We start from the raw sequence: 15,899 nt of genomic DNA, 5'->3' as shown, positions 1-15,899 counted from the left end.
CGGTCCAAGTCTACTTCGGACCGCCATAAATCGGAAACCGCTTGCACAGCTCCAGAACGTCCGCGCCGACCTTTTGTTCGACATCGGCGTTCTTTTCAGCGCCATTGGCGGCAAGACCGTTCAGCACGTCGACGATCATGCGGCCGACTTCCTGGAACTCCGTCACACCGAAACCGCGCGTCGTGCCCGCGGGCGTCCCGAGACGCACGCCAGAAGTAACGGTCGGCTTTTCCGGATCGAAGGGAATGCCGTTCTTGTTGCAGGTGATGCGCGCTTCCTCGAGCGCCTTCTCCGCGATATTGCCGGTCAGCGATTTCGGACGCAGATCGACCAGCACCACATGCGTGTCGGATCCGCCCGAAACGATGTCGAGACCGCCATCGACCAGCGTCGCCGCCAGGGCGCGCGCATTGTCGACCACGTTCTGCGCATAGACCTTGAAGTCGGGACGCAGCGCTTCGCCGAACGCAACCGCCTTGCCCGCGATCACATGCATGAGCGGCCCGCCCTGAATGCCGGGGAAGATCGCCGAATTGATCTTCTTGCCGAGATCGGGGTTGTTGGACAGGATCATGCCGCCGCGCGGACCGCGCAGCGTCTTATGCGTCGTGGTGGTGACGACATCGGCATGCGGCAGCGGGCTGGGATGCGCGCCACCGGCCACGAGACCGGCGAAATGCGCCATGTCGACCATGAAATAGGCACCGACCTTGTCGGCGATCTCACGGAACGCCTTGAAGTCGATCTGGCGCGGATAGGCCGAGCCGCCCGCGATGATCAGCTTGGGCTTGTGTTCCATGGCGAGGCTTTCGACCTCGTCCATGTCGATGCGGTGGTCCTGCTGGCGCACACCATACTGGACCGCATTGAACCATTTGCCCGACTGGTTGGGTGCTGCGCCATGCGTCAGGTGACCGCCGGCGGCAAGGCTCATACCCAGGATCGTATCGCCGGGCTGCAGCAGCGCCTGGAAGACGCCCTGGTTGGCCTGCGAGCCGGAATTGGGCTGCACGTTCACATAGGCGCAGTCGAACAGACGCTTGGCGCGCTCAATCGCCAGGTTCTCGGCAATATCGACGAACTCGCAACCGCCGTAATAGCGCCGGCCCGGATAGCCTTCCGCATATTTGTTCGTCAGCACCGACCCCTGCGCGTCGAGCACGGCACGGGACACGATGTTCTCGGAAGCAATGAGCTCGATCTGCGTTTGCTGGCGCCCAAGCTCCTGCTCGATCGCCTTCATGATTTCGGGATCGCTCTCCGCGAGGCTCGCGGAAAAGAAACCGGCGGACTGACCAGCGCCGGTCGCAGCTTTGCTTAGAGACATAAAACTACCTTTTTCAGTTCATATTGGCCGCTGGCGCGTCACGCGCCCTGCGGGGACCGGCCGTTCGAACCTCACGCCGCGGGTCCCTTTGACGCATTCATCAAAGCGCAGGAATTCCAGCGCTCGCGCATTGGGTTTGCCGCTTATCTGTCGCCCACGGTTCGGGCGGACCGAGGGGGGACCGGCCGGTGCGCGCGTCATACCATATATGGCTGTTTGAGAGCAATTGACCACCATGTGACAAGCGCCGGGACACGAATGCAGGCCGCGGATGTCTCACTAGGAGACATGTCGTTTTATCGAAAACAGATTCCGCATGAATATATCCGCGCCAACGCGCCGCGAAAATGCGGAGTGCCGACTACCTTTCATGGAGCAATAGTCGTTTCATTAAATAGCCCCCACTAATATTTACAGATTTCATGTTTTCCTGCCCCAACTGCTTAAGCGACACCAGGATGCCAGTAACTCACACCACATTTGTTGATGTTTTCGTAAGCAGAAGCGGGTTAATTGCTTGCAGCGCTCTGTTGTATCGCGCTAGAAGATGATCGTTATTGACGCTGAGGGATTCTCAGCGAGCCGATCTTACGAAAATTAAAGGTAAATTCTCAGGATGGACCAGAACACTACCGGCGACGAAGTCCAGAGCAGCGACTATCTTGGCCTCGCTGTGGAGATCGTTTCTGCCTATGTAAGTAATAATGCGATGTCTTCGGCCGACCTGCCGGCAATGATCCGTACGGTTCACACAACCCTGGTCGATCTCGGCAAGGGAACGGATTCCAGCGAACCCGACCTGACGCCCGCCGTACCGGTGAAGAAGTCGGTGACGCCCGACTACATCATCTGCCTCGAAGACGGCAAGAAACTGAAAATGCTGAAGCGCTACCTGCGCTCGCAATACGGCATGACGCCGGAAGAGTATCGTGCGCGCTGGGGCCTGCCGCATGACTATCCGATGGTCGCGCCGAACTACGCCGCGCAGCGCTCCAAGCTTGCCAAGCAGATCGGGCTCGGCCGTGCCGGCACCGCTCCTGCCCGCGGTCGCCGCAAGAAGTAAGCTCCGATCGGTCAGACGATGATGCCGCCCCCCGATCCTTCTTCAGGATTTCGGGGGGTTGGTTTTTCCGGCGTCCGCTCCTCGCCTTCCTCGATCCGCTTGAGACGATAGAGAAGCTTGCCCCGCGCCACGCGCTCCAGCTCGCGCTGCGGCGCCGTCGTCGGCCCGACCACCGACACTTCGACACCTGTCGCCACATCGACGGCCGTCACCTTGACGCTGCCGCCCAGCGGTGTGAATTCGAAAATGATTTCCCCGCCGGCACCCGCCGGCATCCCGGGGCGGCTCGCGCCGCCCTTTTCAGGATCGTCAGGCGGCACGCCGGATGTTCCGGCGCGTCCACACCTTGTCGAGTGCGGAAACGAGTTCGCGCATCATCTCGTCGGTATGCACAGGCAAGGGCGTGAAGCGCAGCCGCTCCGTGCCGCGCGGCACGGTGGGATAGTTGATCGGCTGCACATAGATGTCGAAATCCATCAGCAGCTCGTCGGAAACGGCCTTGCAGACGACAGGGTCGCCCACCATCAGCGGCACGATATGGCTTTCGCACATCATCACCGGCAGACCGGCTTCCGCCATCATGGAACGCAGCGTATGCGCCCGCTCCTGATGAAGTTCGCGCTCCGCATTGCTGCTCTTCAGATGACGCACCGAAGCCAGCACGCCCGCCGCCAGCACCGGCGCGAGCGAGGTGGAGAAAATGAAGCCCGGCGCATAGGAGCGCACGACATCGACCAGCGTGGAAGACGCTGCGATATAGCCGCCCATCACGCCAAAGCCCTTGGCCAGCGTGCCTTCAATGATGTCGACCTTGTCGAGCACATCGTCGCGTTCCGCGATGCCGCCGCCGCGCGGCCCGTAAAGGCCGACCGCATGCACTTCGTCCAGATAGGTCAGCGCATTGTAGCGATGCGCCAGATCGCAGATCTCGCCGATGGGCGCGATGTCGCCATCCATCGAATAGACGCTTTCGAAGGCGACGATCTTGGGCTGGTCCGGGTCGATCTCGCGCAGCAGCTCTTCCAGATGCTGAAGATCGTTATGGCGCCAGACGCGCTTGGGCCCGCCGCCGCGGCGAATGCCTTCGATCATCGAAGCATGGTTCATCTCGTCGGAGATCATCACGCAGTCGCCGAGAATACGCGCCAGCGTGGACAGCGTCGCATCGTTCGCGGCATAGCCCGAAGTGAAGAGCAGCGCCGATTCCTTCTGGTGAAGATCGGCAAGCTCGTGCTCCAGCTCGACATGGTAATGCGTGGTACCGGAAATGTTGCGCGTGCCGCCCGAGCCCGCGCCAACCTCGTCCACCGCCTGTTTCATGGCCGCGACCACCTTCGGGTGCTGGCCCATGCTCAGATAGTCGTTGGAGCACCAGACGGTGATCTGCTTCGTGCCTTCGGGCGTGTGATAGGTCGCACGCGGAAAATTGCCGCGATGACGCACGATGTCGGTGAAGACTCGGTAACGCCCTTCGTCCTTCACCGCCTGAAGCGCGTCCGTCAGTTTCTTGTCGTAATCCATCGCCCCTATCCTGCCTTTCCCCGGCCCATGCCGGGAGCCTCTCTTCGAGAAGGCACGCAACTCTCACGCGACACCGGTCCAATGCGATACCGGTCAATGCCGCCCCGTCAACGGGTGATCCGCAAATTAACCCTTTGAAAATAAGGGGCCACACGCGAATTGTCGCATTATTTTCTTAGCATCGAAGGGAGATCAGGACGAGCCCCAAAGCCCCCGCTCTTGCAGAACCGATTTCAGGATTTTCGGCTCATCGGTCATCAGCCCGTCCACCCCGATATCGATCAGGCGCCGCATTTCGTCCGGATCGTCGATGGTCCAGACATGAACCTGCATCCCCAGCTCATGGGCGCGCTTGACGAGCAGCCGGTCGGCGATGGGGATGCCGTGCTGGCTGACGGGCAATTGGGCGCATCCGGCCTCAAACCCGCCCCAGAGGACGCCCAGCGGCCCGCTCCAGCTCGAAAAACGCAGGCGCGCCGTCCCCAGCGGACCGGTGCCGGTACACAGATCCGGCCCCAGCGCCTCGCGAATGGCGGCGGTTCGCTTGTCTGAAAAGGAATTCACACAGACGCGCTCGATGGCGCCCTGCTCGCGCAGAACGCGGATCAGCGGCTCCACCGCATTGTCGAGCTTCGGGTCGATATTGATCCTGAGATCGGGCCAGGCGGTGAGCATGTCGGCAAAGAGCGGGATCGGCTCCTCGCCCGCGACCCGCGCCAGCTTCACCTCGTCATAATCCATCTCGCGGATGAGGCCCGAGCGGTCCGTCACCCGGTCGAGCCGGTCGTCGTGAAAGGCAAGCAGCACACCGTCCCGCGTTGCATGGACATCGGTCTCGATATAGCGATAGCCGAGATCCACCGCGCCCTGAAAGGCGGGCATGGTGTTTTCCGGCCAGGCGCCCGCACCGCCGCGATGCGCGAAAGCGAGAAGGCCGTCGAATTCGAGATAGGGAAATCGGGAGGGGCGTGTCACCTGAATTTCGTCCGCCCGTTCTGTTCTCGCAATACTTTTCAGTACTGCGCGTTCGCAGTGCTGTAGAGGCTGTCGCGATTATAGATGTCCGGGCGGAAATTGACCATGCCGTCGCCATCCACCCAGGCGGTGATGTATTTCAGGTGGATCGGCACAGCCTGTTTCAGGCTGACTGCCTGAAGGTAGCCTTTGGCAATGGTGGCGTCGATGCGCGCCCGGTTCCAGCCATCCTTGCCTTCGAGAAGCCATGAGGCAAGCGTGCGGACTTCCTTCACACGCACGCAACCGGACGAAAAGCTGCGTGAGCTGAGCTGGAAGAGATAGCGCGTCGGCGTGTCGTGCAGATAGACCGCATGCTGATTGGGGAAGTCGATCTTCACCCGTCCCAGCGCATTCCACTTGCCCGGATCCTGCCGCAGGTAATAGCGGTTGAAGGTGTCCGCCGACCAGTTGACCGAATAGGGATTGATCTCGCGCGCAGTCGCGCCCCAGCCCGCCATCAGCTTGAAGCCGGCGCGCTTCAGATAGCCCGGATCGGCCTTGATCTTGGAGAGCTTGTCCTTAACCGCGATGGATTTCGGCACGAACCAGTAGGGGTTCAGAATGACCGAGCTGATGGCGCTCGACAGTTCCGGCGTCTGCCGGTCCCGCTTGCCGACGACGACACGCTGGCGGAACTCGACGCGGTTATCGGCAACCGCCTCCACTTCCTGCGCGGCAATGTTCACGAAGACATAGCGTTTGCTGCCCGCCACCTTGGCAACCATCTCCACGAGCCGGGAGCGGTTCTGGCGAAGCTGGGCGATACGCCGCGATACCGGCACATTCATCATTTCGAGCGTGCGCGGACCGACCACCCCATCGGGCTTCAACCCGTTGCGACGCTGAAAGCGCTTCACCGCGACATCAACCTGCGGCGTGAAAAGAAAGGGATCGGCCTTGGAGGCCGTCATGTCGCCGCCCGCCACCAGCCGCTCGCGCAGCAGCGCGACGCGCCGGTCGGTGATGCCGAGTTCGAGCTTCTCGCCCTGCGGAATGCGGGGCCAGCCGCCCCAGCTCCTGATTTTCTCGTAAAGCGCGATCGCACGGTCCATGCGCTGGACGGCGTTGCTGCCAAGCGTCGGCGCCACGCTCTGGGCGACCGGCACCTCGTCGATCTCGTCGGCCGCCGCGGCGGCGCTGCCGGGCGCATCCGCCGTGGACATCCCCGCATCGTCCACCGCCGGGGCATCCCAGGGATCGACCCAGGCATCGGCAGAGCCGTCGAGCCCTTGCGCCCGCGCGCCCGCCGAAACGGCGGCGACGAGACAAAGCGCAAAGAGCGCCGTCGAAACGGCCCTGAACGGCATATATGAGAAAAAACGAACCACCGACCTGCTCTTTCCAGCCCTGCGCGCTTAACGGCGCGCGCCCGGCATGTTTACCATTTTGGGACAGGGAGCGCGATTATTCATAACCCGCCGCGCCCGACATGGCCGAAAAAGGCACCCGGTGTTGCAGATAGGTGCATCGGGGGGCGACACATGTCCTCCCCATGCAACCCTCATGCAAGCCGCGCCTCAGAGGCGATAGCGGATCTGGTCGGTCCAGAAGCGTTCAAGCTTGAAAAGCGTCTGGTTGAGCTGACGCAGCTCTTCCACCGAGACGTCGCCCACTTCGGCGATCTGGCCGCAATGCTTGTCGTAAAGCTGGTCGATCACCGCGCAGATCTCGCGGCCCTTGTCCGTCAGGCGCACACGCACCGAACGGCGGTCCACATTGGAGCGCTGGTGATTGATATAGCCCGTCTCCACAAGCTTCTTCAGGTTGTAGGAGACATTGGAGCCCAGATAATGGCCGCGCGTCTTCAATTCGCCCGCCGTCATTTCCGAATCGCCGATATTGAAGAGCAGCAACGCCTGGACGGAGTTGATTTCGGAGCAATCCTGGCGCTCCAGCTCATCCTTGATCACATCGAGGAGGCGGCGATGCAGACGCTCGACATAGGTCAGAGCTTCCAGATAGGTCGTTTTGGACGCTTCGTCATTCTGATTGGCGTCTTCACCGTCGCGGATAACCGGGTTCGGCTTCATTTGTGTGGCACCCATGAATTCGGCCCAAGCAAGCTGTTACACATCCGGGTCTTCTGACCCGACTCGCCGAAAAACATAGCTGCGCGGTCCTAATGATGGCTTAAAGCCCGTTCATTTCCGTGCGGATTTGAGCCAATTGCAGGCTTATTTGCCCAATTTCCCCTGAATGAGCTGGATGATCCCCGAAAAATCGAGGGAATCCGCGCCTGCCGCCTCCATCAGCGTATAGAGCTGCTCCGCCGCGCCGCCGAGCGGGGTCGCCGCCCTGACGCCCGTCGCGGCCTCCTGCGCAAGGCGGAGATCCTTGAGCATCATGCCCGCCGAAAAGCCCGGCTGGTAATTGCGGTTTGAGGGCGCAGCCGGAACCGGGCCCGGCACCGGGCAATAGGAGGTCATGGACCAGCACTGGCCCGAGGCGGTGGAGGAAATGTCGAAGAGGGTCTGTGCATCGAGCCCCAGCTTCTCGCCGAGATTGAAGGCTTCGCAGACGCCGATCATGGAAATGCCGAGGATCATATTGTTGCAGACCTTGGCGACCTGACCGTTCCCCGCCTGCCCCGCATGGAAGATATTCTTGCCCATGACGTCGAGCACGGGCTCTGCCTTCTCGAAGGCCGATGCCTCGCCGCCGACCATGAAGGTGAGCGTGCCGGCCTCCGCGCCGCCGACGCCGCCCGACACCGGCGCATCGACCATCAGCATGCCCGCCTCTTCTGCCGCGGCAATCACCTCGCGTGCCGAGGGCACGTCGATGGTGGAGCTGTCGATGAAGAGCGTGCCTTTCCCGGCGGCGGCAAGCAGGCCGTCTTCGCCCAGATAGACCGATTTCACATGCGCGCCCGCGGGCAGCATGGTGACGACGAACTCCGCGCCCTTCACCACATCGGCAGCGGTCGACGCCGCGCTTGCGCCCGCCTCGACAAGCTTTGCGACAGCATCCTTCGACAGGTCGAAGACGGTAAGCTTGTGCCCCGCTTTCACGAGGTTGAGCGCCATGGGGCCGCCCATATTGCCGAGACCGATAAATCCGATTGCCGCCATTGTCGTCTCCTCCTGCCTGAACTTTTAGGGGCCCTTGTTGCGCCGGGCCCTAAAGCAGCGCTTCCTTGCCGTCGCCCGAGAAGTAAGTTTCGATTTCATCGGGTGTCACATCGGCAAGCGTCGCCGGTTTCCATTGCGGCGCGCCATCCTTGTCGAGAATGGTCGCGCGCACGCCTTCGTAAAAATCATGCCCCGCAAAGAAGGACTGGGTAAGACGATATTCCAGCGCCATGGCCGCCTCGAAATCGAGATCGCGCCCTTCGCGGATCTGGCGGCAGGCGACCAGCGTGCTGAGCGGCGATTTGCCTTCGATGGTGTCTGCGGTTTTCACGGCCCATTCATCGCCTGCGTTTCGCAAGGACGCGACGATTTCCGTTACCGACGGCGCGACGAAATGCCGGTCGATAGCCTCATGCAAATCGGCGAGCGGCGCGGTTTCCGTATCCGCTTCGACTTCCTGAAGCGCCTCGCGCAAATTCGTGCCGCCGCACAGCCGGTCTTTCAAAGTCTCCAGCGAGGCGGACGGCACATAGGTGTCCGCAATGCCCGCATAGATCACATCTGCCGCCTTGAGGCGCGCGCCAGTGAGGCCGAGATAAAGGCCGGTTTCGCCCGGGCAGCGCGGCAGGAAATAAGTGCCGCCGACATCCGGGAAGAGGCCGATGCCGGTTTCGGGCATGGCAAAGGTCAGCCGTTCGGTCGCAATGCGCATCGATCCGTGAACGGACAGACCGACGCCGCCGCCCATATTCACGCCGTCCATCAGCGCGACATAAGGCTTCGGGAAACGCTTGATGGCGATATTGAGGAGATATTCCTCTTTCCAGAAGTCGAGCGCCGTGCGGTCCTTCGCGCGTCCCCAATCATGCAGCGCGCGAATATCGCCGCCCGCGCAAAAGCCCTTTTCGCCCGCGCCCTCGATGATGACGAGCTGGATGCTGTCATCCTTTTCCCATGCATCGAGTTGGGGATGAATGAGCCGCACCATGCCGAGCGTCAGCGCATTGAGCGCCTTGGGACGGTTCAGCGTGATGATGCCCGCCACGCCGCGCTTTTCGAACAGGACTTCTTCGCTCTTGGGTGCTTCATCGGACATGAAGTGACACTCGCTTACTCTTTGAACATTTCGCGCGCGATGATGACGCGCATGATCTCGTTCGTGCCTTCCAGAATCTGGTGCACGCGGGCATCGCGCAGATGACGCTCCAGCGGGAAATCCTTGAGATAGCCGTAACCGCCATGAAGCTGGAGCGCGTCGTTGATGACGTTGAACCCGGCGTCGGTCGCAAAGCGCTTGGCCATGGCGGCAAATTTCGTCGCATCCGGCGTCTTGCGGTCCACCTTGTGCGCGGCCTGATAGATCATCAGCCGCGCGGCTTCGAGTTCGGTCGCCATATCGGCGAGCTTGAACTGAAGCGCCTGGAACTGGGCGAGCTGCTTGCCGAACTGCTGGCGCTCGGTCATGTAATTCTGCGCCTGCTTCAGCGCGGCGCGGGCGGTGCCGAGCGAACAGGCGCCGATATTCAGCCGTCCGCCATCGAGCCCCATCATGGCGAATTTGAAGCCTTCGCCCTCTTCGCCGATCCGGTTTTCGACCGGCACGCGGCAATCCTCGAAAATCACCTGCGCGGTCGGCTGGCTGTTCCAGCCCATCTTCTTTTCCGGCGCGCCGAAGGAAAGACCGGGCGTGTCCTTTTCCACCACGATGCAGGAAACGCCGCCTGCCCCCTCGCCGCCCGTGCGCACCATGCAGACATAAATGTCGGAGGTGCCCGCGCCCGAGATGAAGGCCTTGGAGCCATTCAGCACATAATGGTCGCCGTCGCGCACGGCCTTCGTCTTGAGCGAGGCCGCATCCGAGCCGCTGGAGGGCTCGGTCAGGCAGTAGCTCGCGATGATCTCCATCGAGGTCAGGCGCGGCAGCCAGCGCTGGCGCTGCTCCTCGCTGCCGAAGGTGTCGATCATCCAGGACGCCATATTATGGATGGAGATGAAGGCGGCGGTGGAGGTGCAGCCTTCCGACAGCGCCTCGAAGATGAGCGCGGCATCGAGACGGCTGAGCGCCGAACCGCCCACATCCTCGCGCACATAAATGCCGGCAAAGCCGAGTTCGGCGGCCTTGCGGATGACCGGCACGGGGAAGATCGCATCCCGGTCCCACTCCGCGGCATGCGGGGCAAGCTCGGACGCGGCAAAATTCTGCGCGACCTCCTGAAACGCCCTCTGATCTTCGCTGAGTTCGAATTCCATGGAATCTCCCCGAATGACGGCTTTCCCGGCGTAATTTCCATCTTCTCACCGGGTTTTCAGCGGTTTACTGGGCACCCCCGCCCCTGTCAACGCAGGCCCCCGCGCCATCTTAACGCTACCGCAGCGGCAGACTGGAACATTTGCCAGAGGCCGGTCCAGGGGATAAGAGTTTTGCCCAAAAGAGGATACTCCATGCCCACACCGAGCTTCCCCGCGACGCGGATGCGCCGCAATCGCCGTACCGACTGGTCCCGCCGCCTGGTCGCGGAGAACGCACTGAGCGCGAACGACCTCATCTGGCCGCTTTTTCTCGTGGATGGCGAGAAAAAGCGCGAGGCGGTGCCCACCATGCCGGGCGTGGAACGGCTGAGCGTGGATCAGGCCGTGCTCGCGGCGGAGGAAGCCGTCAAACTCGGCATCCCGGTGCTGGCGCTCTTTCCCTATACGGCGTCGGAAGACCGCGACGAAACCGGCTCGCTCGCAACCGATCCTGAAAACCTCGTCTGCCGCGCCACCCGCGCCATCAAGAAGGCGTTTCCCGAAATCGGCATCCTCTGTGATGTGGCGCTCGACCCCTTCACCAGCCATGGCCATGACGGGCTTATCCGCGAGGAAACGATCCTCAATGACGAGACGGTGGAAGTGCTGGTGCGCCAGGCGCTCAATCAGGTGGAAGCGGGCTGCGACATCATCGCACCGTCGGACATGATGGACGGGCGCATTGCCGCGATCCGCACGGCGCTCGAAGCAACCGGACGGCACGACACGCAGATCATGGCCTATGCGGCGAAATACGCCTCCGCCTTTTACGGGCCGTTCCGCGATGCGATCGGTTCCACCTCGGCGCTCAAGGGCGACAAGCGCACATATCAGATGGACCCGGCAAACGGCGACGAGGCGATCCGCGAGGTCGCGCTCGACATTGCCGAGGGCGCCGACATGGTGATGGTGAAGCCGGGCATGCCCTATCTCGACATCGTTTCCCGCGTGAAGCGCGAATTCGGCATGCCGACCTTCGCCTATCAGGTGTCGGGCGAATACGCGATGATCGCCGGCGCCATCGAGCGTGGCTGGCTCGACCGGGACCGCGTGATTCTGGAAAGCCTGCTGGGCTTCAAGCGCGCGGGCGCGGACGGCGTGCTGACCTATTTTGCCCCGCATGCGGCAAAGCTGCTGAAGGGCTGACGCCTAGAAACCGTCAAAGCCTGCCAACATGAGCGAGGCCTCGCCGTGAAGCGCGGATAGACCGCCCGCGCTCTCCAGCATCTCCGCCAATTGGTCGACCGCATGAGCGCGGTCGTCCCAGCTCGCCTTGTCGTCGAGCCGGGAAAACATCAGTTCGTAACGCCCGGGAAAATCGCGCGCGAAATCGAGATAGGCGCGCTTCTTTCGCGCCGCACCGCCGACCGCGTCCACATCTTCAAGCAGCATGTCGAGGCTTTCCACCGCGACCGCGCCGAGCAAGGCATCCAGATTGTTGAAATGACGGTAAGGCGCGGCCTCCGAAACGCCCGCCCGCCGCGCCGCTTCGCGAAGGGTCAGCGCATCGCGGCCGCGAATATCCAGGAGCGTCGCCGCCGCATCCATCAGCGCCTGTCTGAGGTCGCCATGATGATAGGCGGTCTTCTGACCGCGCATCCGGGCCCGAGCCATCTGCGTTCCCCCTTTGTGCCCAACAACCCAAATGTTATCGACGTTAACATTGAAAGTAAACCTTAACGGGAGAACGCTCCGTGAACGGAACATGACATAATCGTTAAAACTCGAAATCGCTATGGGTGCCGTCGATGCGGACGATCGTATCGGTGACGAAACCATTGAAGCCGGTCTGCATACCGATGGAATAGGCTCCCATCAGACCGAACTCGATCCAGTCGCCTTCCTGAATATTGTCCGGCAAATGGAAAGGCAGCTTCAGCACATCGAGGCTGTCGCAGGTCGGTCCGAAAATCCGGAACGGCTGGAGATGATCGGCAAGCGGCTCTCCGCCCCCGCCTTTCTTGCGGCGAATGGCGCGGACCGGGGGATCGAGGTCGCCGTCTCGGATTTCGGACAGACAGCCGTAAATGCCGTCATTGATATAAAGATCGTTGCCCTTGCGCAGATGAACCTGCGTCAGCACCGAGCAGCCATTGGCGACCAGCGCACGGCCCGGCTCGCCCATCAGCGGCACGGTGATCCCGAGCCGGTCTTTCGTCTCCCTGACAACATCGAAATAGTCCTGCAGCGGCGGCACGTCCATCTTGTAGCGCGCCGGGAAGCCGCCACCCACATCGAGATATTCGAGCGGCACGCCCGCTTTCCCGGCGACATCCATGGCAAGCTCCATGGCGATGCGGAACGCATCCGGATCCAGACACTGGCTGCCGACATGGAAGGCCAGCGCGGTACGGCAGCCGCGCCGGTTGGCCTCCTTCAGCAGCGCCACCCCGTCATCCGGCGGCGCGCCGAATTTCGCGGAGAGATTATAGACCGCCCTGCCCTTGGGCGTGGAAAGACGCACCTCGATGGTGACGTCGGTGCCCGCATACTGGATCACCTTGTCGAGCTCATGCATGTCGTCCACGACGAAATCCTTGAGCCCGTAGACATCGACTGCGCTGTCCAGCGCGCCGCGCCCCTTTACCGGATGGTTGAAATAGCAATGCGCATCCGGGAACTGCTCCGTCACCCTGGCGATTTCGAAGATGGACGCCGTGTCGAAATGATCGATCCCGCCTTCCGACAAGGCGCGCAGCACATAATGATGCGGGTTGCACTTCACCGCATAGAGAACCGTGCCGGGGAACCCCTCGACAAAGGTCCGCGCCCGCTCGCGCAGGATATCGGGAAACACACAGAACACCGGATAGGACGGGTTCAGCCGGTCGATCACATCGTCGACGGATGCAAACCGCGTTTCGCGCGATTGCCTGCTGCGGACCTGCTGTTCGCTCATCGCCGTCTCCTGTTCTGCCTGTTATTAGGCAATTGACCTCAGTTCTTCTTGTTGAAGCTTTCAAGCCGCGCGATGAGGCTCGACGTATCCCAGCGATTGCCGCCCATGCTCTGCACTTCGCCGTAAAACTGATCGACAAGCGCCGTCACCGGCAGGCTCGACCCGTTGCGGCGCGCTTCCGCAAGACAAATGCCCAGATCCTTGCGCATCCAGTCCACGGCGAAACCGTGATCGAACTCGCCCTCTATCATGGTCTTGTAACGGTTCTCCATCTGCCAGCTCTGCGCCGCGCCCTTGGAGATGACCTCGATGACCGCTTCGGGATCGAGCCCCGCCGCCTTGGCGAAATGAATACCTTCCGAAAGCCCTTCCACGAGACCGGCAATACAGATCTGGTTGACCATCTTGGTGAGCTGGCCCGCGCCGGAACCGCCCAGCAGCTTCACGGAGCGCGCAAAGCAGTCGATGACCGGTTCGGCTTTCGCAAACGGCGCCTCGTCGCCGCCGCACATGACGGTGAGGACGCCGTTCTCCGCACCCGCCTGCCCGCCGGAAATCGGCGCGTCGATGAACGCGATGCCCCGCTCGGCCCCGGCGGCGTAAAGCTCGCGCGCGACCTCGGCAGACGCCGTGGTGTGATCGACGAAAATCGTCCCGCTTTCCATGCCGTGATAGGCGCCGTCCGGCCCGATCACGACCTCGCGCAGATCGTCGTCATTGCCGACACAGGCGAACACGATTTCCGCGCCCGCCACGGCCTGCTTCGGCGTCGGCGCGGAGGCGCCGCCATATTCGGCGACCCATTTTTCGGCCTTGGCGGCGGTTCGGTTATAGACGGTGACCTCGTGACCGGCCTTCTTGAGATGACCCGCCATGGGATAGCCCATGACACCGAGACCCAGAAACGCCACCTTCATCGCCATATCGTCACTCCATCTTCGATCCGCAAAGGAGTGGCATATGTATCAGGCGAAATCTGGGCCGTCCAAAAGACGCGTGGCGCGCCTCAGCGGGACGTCATGACGATGCGCCCCTGGCCGGCGAGATCGCCGCTGCGGCAGATGAGCGAGGACCGTGCCGAACAGGGCGCGTAATAGAGGCGCAGAAGGTCGCCATCCAGCGTCATGTCGAAGCAGTCCTCGGCGCCGTACTGGATCTCCGACGAGCTGAAGCAGAAGCGGTTATCCTCGATCCACCATTTGCCCGACCCGGATTTATGCTTCTCGCTGGAATATTCCTTCAGATAGTTCGTGGCGAGATACTGGGTCAGCTCCACTTCCATGCTGCCGTCGGCATCGAGTTCCAGCGTCATGTTGATGAGCTTGTTGGAGCCCTGCCGTTCGATACGGCCCATCTCGAGCTTCAGCGTCTTGCCCATCATGTGGGAACGGATCTGCCCGCCGGTGAGCGCATTGCCCTTGCGGTTGAGGATGGTCTTTTTTGCATCGCCCCCGGCGCCACCGCCTTTGCCGCCCTCGACGCCATTGCCCGCGGAGGCCTGCGGCTCTTCCTGCGGTTGGGGCGTGGGTTCGGGTTTCCGCTCCGGCTTGGGCAAGGGCTTGTCCGCCTTGCGCACCGCCTGTTCCGGCTTCGGCTTGGGCGGTTCCGGCTTCTTCACTTCCGGTTTCGGCTGCGGTTTCGCCGCCGCCTTGCGCGGACGCGGCGCGGCGTAACGATCGTTCATCGAGCCCGCGGCAAGCTGGAAGGTCACGGAATCGCCGCCACCCGGACCGGGGCCGCCGAAAATGCCGCCCGCCATGGTCAGCCAGAAGAACAGCGCCAGATGCAGCAGCACCGCCGCGACAATAAAGCCGCGCAGGCGCGGCTGCGGCACGGCGGTCGCGTTTTCGTCCCACGCCACGCTCATGAGCCGCGCTCCGTCAGCAACGTCACCTGTTGCACGCCGGCACCGCGCAACCCTTCCATCAGCGTCAGCACGCTTTCGGCGGGCGCGGCCTGGTCGGCCTTGATGGACACGCGCGACTTGTCCTTGTCCTTCATGAAGTCCTTCAGCATGAAGCCCGCGAGCGAAGGCTCCATCACCTGATCGCCGACCCAGACGAAACCGTCCGCCTCGACATAGAGCGTGACCTTTTGCGGCGGGGCCGGATCGTCGATCGTCCCGCTCGGCAGGTTCACGCCCACTTCGCTGGTCTCGCCCAACGTGCCCGCCAGCAGAAAGAAGATCAGCAGCAGGAACACGACATTGATGAGCGGGATCGTCGTCTCGAACTCCCGCCGCGGTGCAGGCGCGCCATCCTGTTCGTCGAATTCGATCATTTGCCCAGACGCTCCACCCTTGCCGTGCCGACATTCGTCGCGCCCGCCTCACGCGCCGCTTCCACCGCGCGCACCAATTGCTGCGTGCGCGAATCCCTCTCCGCCAGAATGGTGACCGTCATGTCGGTCCGGTCGCCGATCTTGGCGCGGACCGCGTCTGCCAGACCCGCCGACGAAACCGGATCGCCGTCCACGCGCAGCGACCTGTCGCCCATCAGCCAGATCTCGACCACACGCGCATCCTCCGGCAGCTCCTTCTGGTCCGCCGCCGGGGTCACCACGGAAAGCGCCTGCGTCTGCAGGAAGCTCGTGGTGAGCATGAAGAAGATCAGCAACTGAAAGACGACGTCGATCAGCGGCGTGAGGCTCATCATCCGCCGCCGCTTGACCGGTACGTCGAAGGCATCTGCCATGGCGCTTGCTCCGGCTGTG

17 protein-coding genes are annotated in these 15,899 nt (G+C 62.3%); 2 read left to right on the top strand and 15 right to left on the bottom strand.

The window, feature by feature from the left end:
• Positions 1 to 10 precede the first annotated feature (10 nt).
• On the bottom strand, positions 11 to 1,327 hold the full coding sequence (gene glyA / locus ACSSVQ_RS00870; protein WP_293326979.1) for a serine hydroxymethyltransferase: 1,317 nt from the start codon (positions 1,325 to 1,327) through the stop codon (positions 11 to 13).
• A 616-nt stretch (positions 1,328 to 1,943) separates the two neighbouring features.
• On the opposite strand from glyA, the gene ACSSVQ_RS00865 reads away from it, so the two are divergent.
• On the top strand, positions 1,944 to 2,390 hold the full coding sequence (locus ACSSVQ_RS00865; protein WP_293326981.1) for a MucR family transcriptional regulator: 447 nt from the start codon (positions 1,944 to 1,946) through the stop codon (positions 2,388 to 2,390).
• An 11-nt stretch (positions 2,391 to 2,401) separates the two neighbouring features.
• On the opposite strand, the gene ACSSVQ_RS00860 is transcribed toward ACSSVQ_RS00865, so the two are convergent.
• From ACSSVQ_RS00860 to ACSSVQ_RS00825, 8 genes are all read right to left on the bottom strand, one after another.
• Positions 2,402 to 2,665: a DUF6898 family protein gene (locus tag ACSSVQ_RS00860; RefSeq protein WP_454180438.1), complete on the bottom strand. Its 264-nt coding sequence runs from the start codon at positions 2,663 to 2,665 to the stop codon at positions 2,402 to 2,404.
• A 34-nt stretch (positions 2,666 to 2,699) separates the two neighbouring features.
• Positions 2,700 to 3,911, bottom strand: a complete 1,212-nt coding sequence (gene hemA, locus ACSSVQ_RS00855) for a 5-aminolevulinate synthase (RefSeq protein ID WP_293326985.1) — start codon at positions 3,909 to 3,911, stop codon at positions 2,700 to 2,702.
• A 192-nt stretch (positions 3,912 to 4,103) separates the two neighbouring features.
• Positions 4,104 to 4,886, bottom strand: a complete 783-nt coding sequence (locus ACSSVQ_RS00850) for a glycerophosphodiester phosphodiesterase (protein WP_454180437.1) — start codon at positions 4,884 to 4,886, stop codon at positions 4,104 to 4,106.
• 38 nt (positions 4,887 to 4,924) lie between these two features.
• Complete coding sequence (locus ACSSVQ_RS00845; protein ID WP_454180436.1) at positions 4,925 to 6,256, bottom strand: L,D-transpeptidase family protein; 1,332 nt, start codon at positions 6,254 to 6,256, stop codon at positions 4,925 to 4,927.
• Between the two features lie 189 nt (positions 6,257 to 6,445).
• Positions 6,446 to 6,958 (bottom strand): transcriptional regulator LdtR, encoded by a 513-nt coding sequence (gene ldtR / locus ACSSVQ_RS00840; RefSeq protein WP_454184623.1) that lies wholly within the window; start codon positions 6,956 to 6,958, stop codon positions 6,446 to 6,448.
• A 144-nt stretch (positions 6,959 to 7,102) separates the two neighbouring features.
• Complete coding sequence (mmsB, locus tag ACSSVQ_RS00835; RefSeq protein WP_454180435.1) at positions 7,103 to 7,999, bottom strand: 3-hydroxyisobutyrate dehydrogenase; 897 nt, start codon at positions 7,997 to 7,999, stop codon at positions 7,103 to 7,105.
• Positions 8,000 to 8,048: 49 nt separating this feature from the next.
• Complete coding sequence (locus ACSSVQ_RS00830) at positions 8,049 to 9,095, bottom strand: enoyl-CoA hydratase/isomerase family protein (RefSeq protein ID WP_454180434.1); 1,047 nt, start codon at positions 9,093 to 9,095, stop codon at positions 8,049 to 8,051.
• 14 nt (positions 9,096 to 9,109) lie between these two features.
• Positions 9,110 to 10,249, bottom strand: coding sequence for an isobutyryl-CoA dehydrogenase (locus ACSSVQ_RS00825; protein WP_454180433.1), 1,140 nt, complete (start codon positions 10,247 to 10,249; stop codon positions 9,110 to 9,112).
• A 192-nt stretch (positions 10,250 to 10,441) separates the two neighbouring features.
• On the opposite strand from ACSSVQ_RS00825, the gene hemB reads away from it, so the two are divergent.
• Positions 10,442 to 11,434, top strand: coding sequence for a porphobilinogen synthase (gene hemB, locus ACSSVQ_RS00820; protein WP_454180432.1), 993 nt, complete (start codon positions 10,442 to 10,444; stop codon positions 11,432 to 11,434).
• 3 nt (positions 11,435 to 11,437) lie between these two features.
• Here the strand turns inward: hemB and ACSSVQ_RS00815 are convergent, their stop codons facing one another.
• From ACSSVQ_RS00815 to ACSSVQ_RS00790, 6 genes are all read right to left on the bottom strand, one after another.
• Entirely contained in the window at positions 11,438 to 11,902 is a 465-nt protein-coding gene (locus tag ACSSVQ_RS00815; protein ID WP_454180431.1) for a TetR/AcrR family transcriptional regulator, read from the bottom strand.
• A gap of 103 nt (positions 11,903 to 12,005) precedes the next feature.
• Positions 12,006 to 13,187, bottom strand: a complete 1,182-nt coding sequence (locus ACSSVQ_RS00810) for a type III PLP-dependent enzyme (RefSeq protein WP_454180430.1) — start codon at positions 13,185 to 13,187, stop codon at positions 12,006 to 12,008.
• 38 nt (positions 13,188 to 13,225) lie between these two features.
• On the bottom strand, positions 13,226 to 14,104 hold the full coding sequence (locus tag ACSSVQ_RS00805; protein WP_454184622.1) for an NAD(P)-dependent oxidoreductase: 879 nt from the start codon (positions 14,102 to 14,104) through the stop codon (positions 13,226 to 13,228).
• Between the two features lie 89 nt (positions 14,105 to 14,193).
• Entirely contained in the window at positions 14,194 to 15,054 is an 861-nt protein-coding gene (locus tag ACSSVQ_RS00800) for a hypothetical protein (RefSeq protein ID WP_454180429.1), read from the bottom strand.
• A complete protein-coding gene (locus tag ACSSVQ_RS00795) occupies positions 15,051 to 15,467 on the bottom strand; it encodes an ExbD/TolR family protein (RefSeq protein WP_454180428.1) in 417 nt (138 codons plus the stop codon). The genes ACSSVQ_RS00800 and ACSSVQ_RS00795 overlap by 4 nt, the downstream gene beginning before the upstream one ends.
• Positions 15,464 to 15,880 (bottom strand): ExbD/TolR family protein, encoded by a 417-nt coding sequence (locus ACSSVQ_RS00790; protein ID WP_454180427.1) that lies wholly within the window; start codon positions 15,878 to 15,880, stop codon positions 15,464 to 15,466. Before ACSSVQ_RS00790 ends, ACSSVQ_RS00795 begins: the two co-directional genes overlap by 4 nt.
• Positions 15,881 to 15,899: the final 19 nt, after the last annotated feature.

It is taken from the genome of Parvibaculum sp. MBR-TMA-1.3b-4.2 (assembly GCF_053628815.1).
Note: the sequence above shows the minus strand (reverse complement) of the source record. Positions and strands in the feature narration are given on the sequence as shown.

Bases quoted from the DNA above. Each gene is read 5' to 3' on its own strand.
- glyA (WP_293326979.1), bottom strand. From the start codon at position 1,327: ATGTCTCTAAGCAAAGCTGCGACCGGCGCTGGTCAGTCCGCCGGTTTC.
- ACSSVQ_RS00865 (WP_293326981.1), top strand. From the start codon at position 1,944: ATGGACCAGAACACTACCGGCGACGAAGTCCAGAGCAGCGACTATCTT.
- ACSSVQ_RS00860 (WP_454180438.1), bottom strand. From the start codon at position 2,665: ATGCCGGCGGGTGCCGGCGGGGAAATCATTTTCGAATTCACACCGCTG.
- hemA (WP_293326985.1), bottom strand. From the start codon at position 3,911: ATGGATTACGACAAGAAACTGACGGACGCGCTTCAGGCGGTGAAGGAC.
- ldtR (WP_454184623.1), bottom strand. From the start codon at position 6,958: ATGAAGCCGAACCCGGTTATCCGCGACGGTGAAGACGCCAATCAGAAT.
- mmsB (WP_454180435.1), bottom strand. From the start codon at position 7,999: ATGGCGGCAATCGGATTTATCGGTCTCGGCAATATGGGCGGCCCCATG.
- ACSSVQ_RS00830 (WP_454180434.1), bottom strand. From the start codon at position 9,095: ATGTCCGATGAAGCACCCAAGAGCGAAGAAGTCCTGTTCGAAAAGCGC.
- ACSSVQ_RS00825 (WP_454180433.1), bottom strand. From the start codon at position 10,249: ATGGAATTCGAACTCAGCGAAGATCAGAGGGCGTTTCAGGAGGTCGCG.
- hemB (WP_454180432.1), top strand. From the start codon at position 10,442: ATGCCCACACCGAGCTTCCCCGCGACGCGGATGCGCCGCAATCGCCGT.
- ACSSVQ_RS00815 (WP_454180431.1), bottom strand. From the start codon at position 11,902: ATGGCTCGGGCCCGGATGCGCGGTCAGAAGACCGCCTATCATCATGGC.
- ACSSVQ_RS00810 (WP_454180430.1), bottom strand. From the start codon at position 13,187: ATGAGCGAACAGCAGGTCCGCAGCAGGCAATCGCGCGAAACGCGGTTT.
- ACSSVQ_RS00805 (WP_454184622.1), bottom strand. From the start codon at position 14,104: ATGAAGGTGGCGTTTCTGGGTCTCGGTGTCATGGGCTATCCCATGGCG.
- ACSSVQ_RS00800 (WP_454180429.1), bottom strand. From the start codon at position 15,054: ATGAGCGTGGCGTGGGACGAAAACGCGACCGCCGTGCCGCAGCCGCGC.
- ACSSVQ_RS00795 (WP_454180428.1), bottom strand. From the start codon at position 15,467: ATGATCGAATTCGACGAACAGGATGGCGCGCCTGCACCGCGGCGGGAG.
- ACSSVQ_RS00790 (WP_454180427.1), bottom strand. From the start codon at position 15,880: ATGGCAGATGCCTTCGACGTACCGGTCAAGCGGCGGCGGATGATGAGC.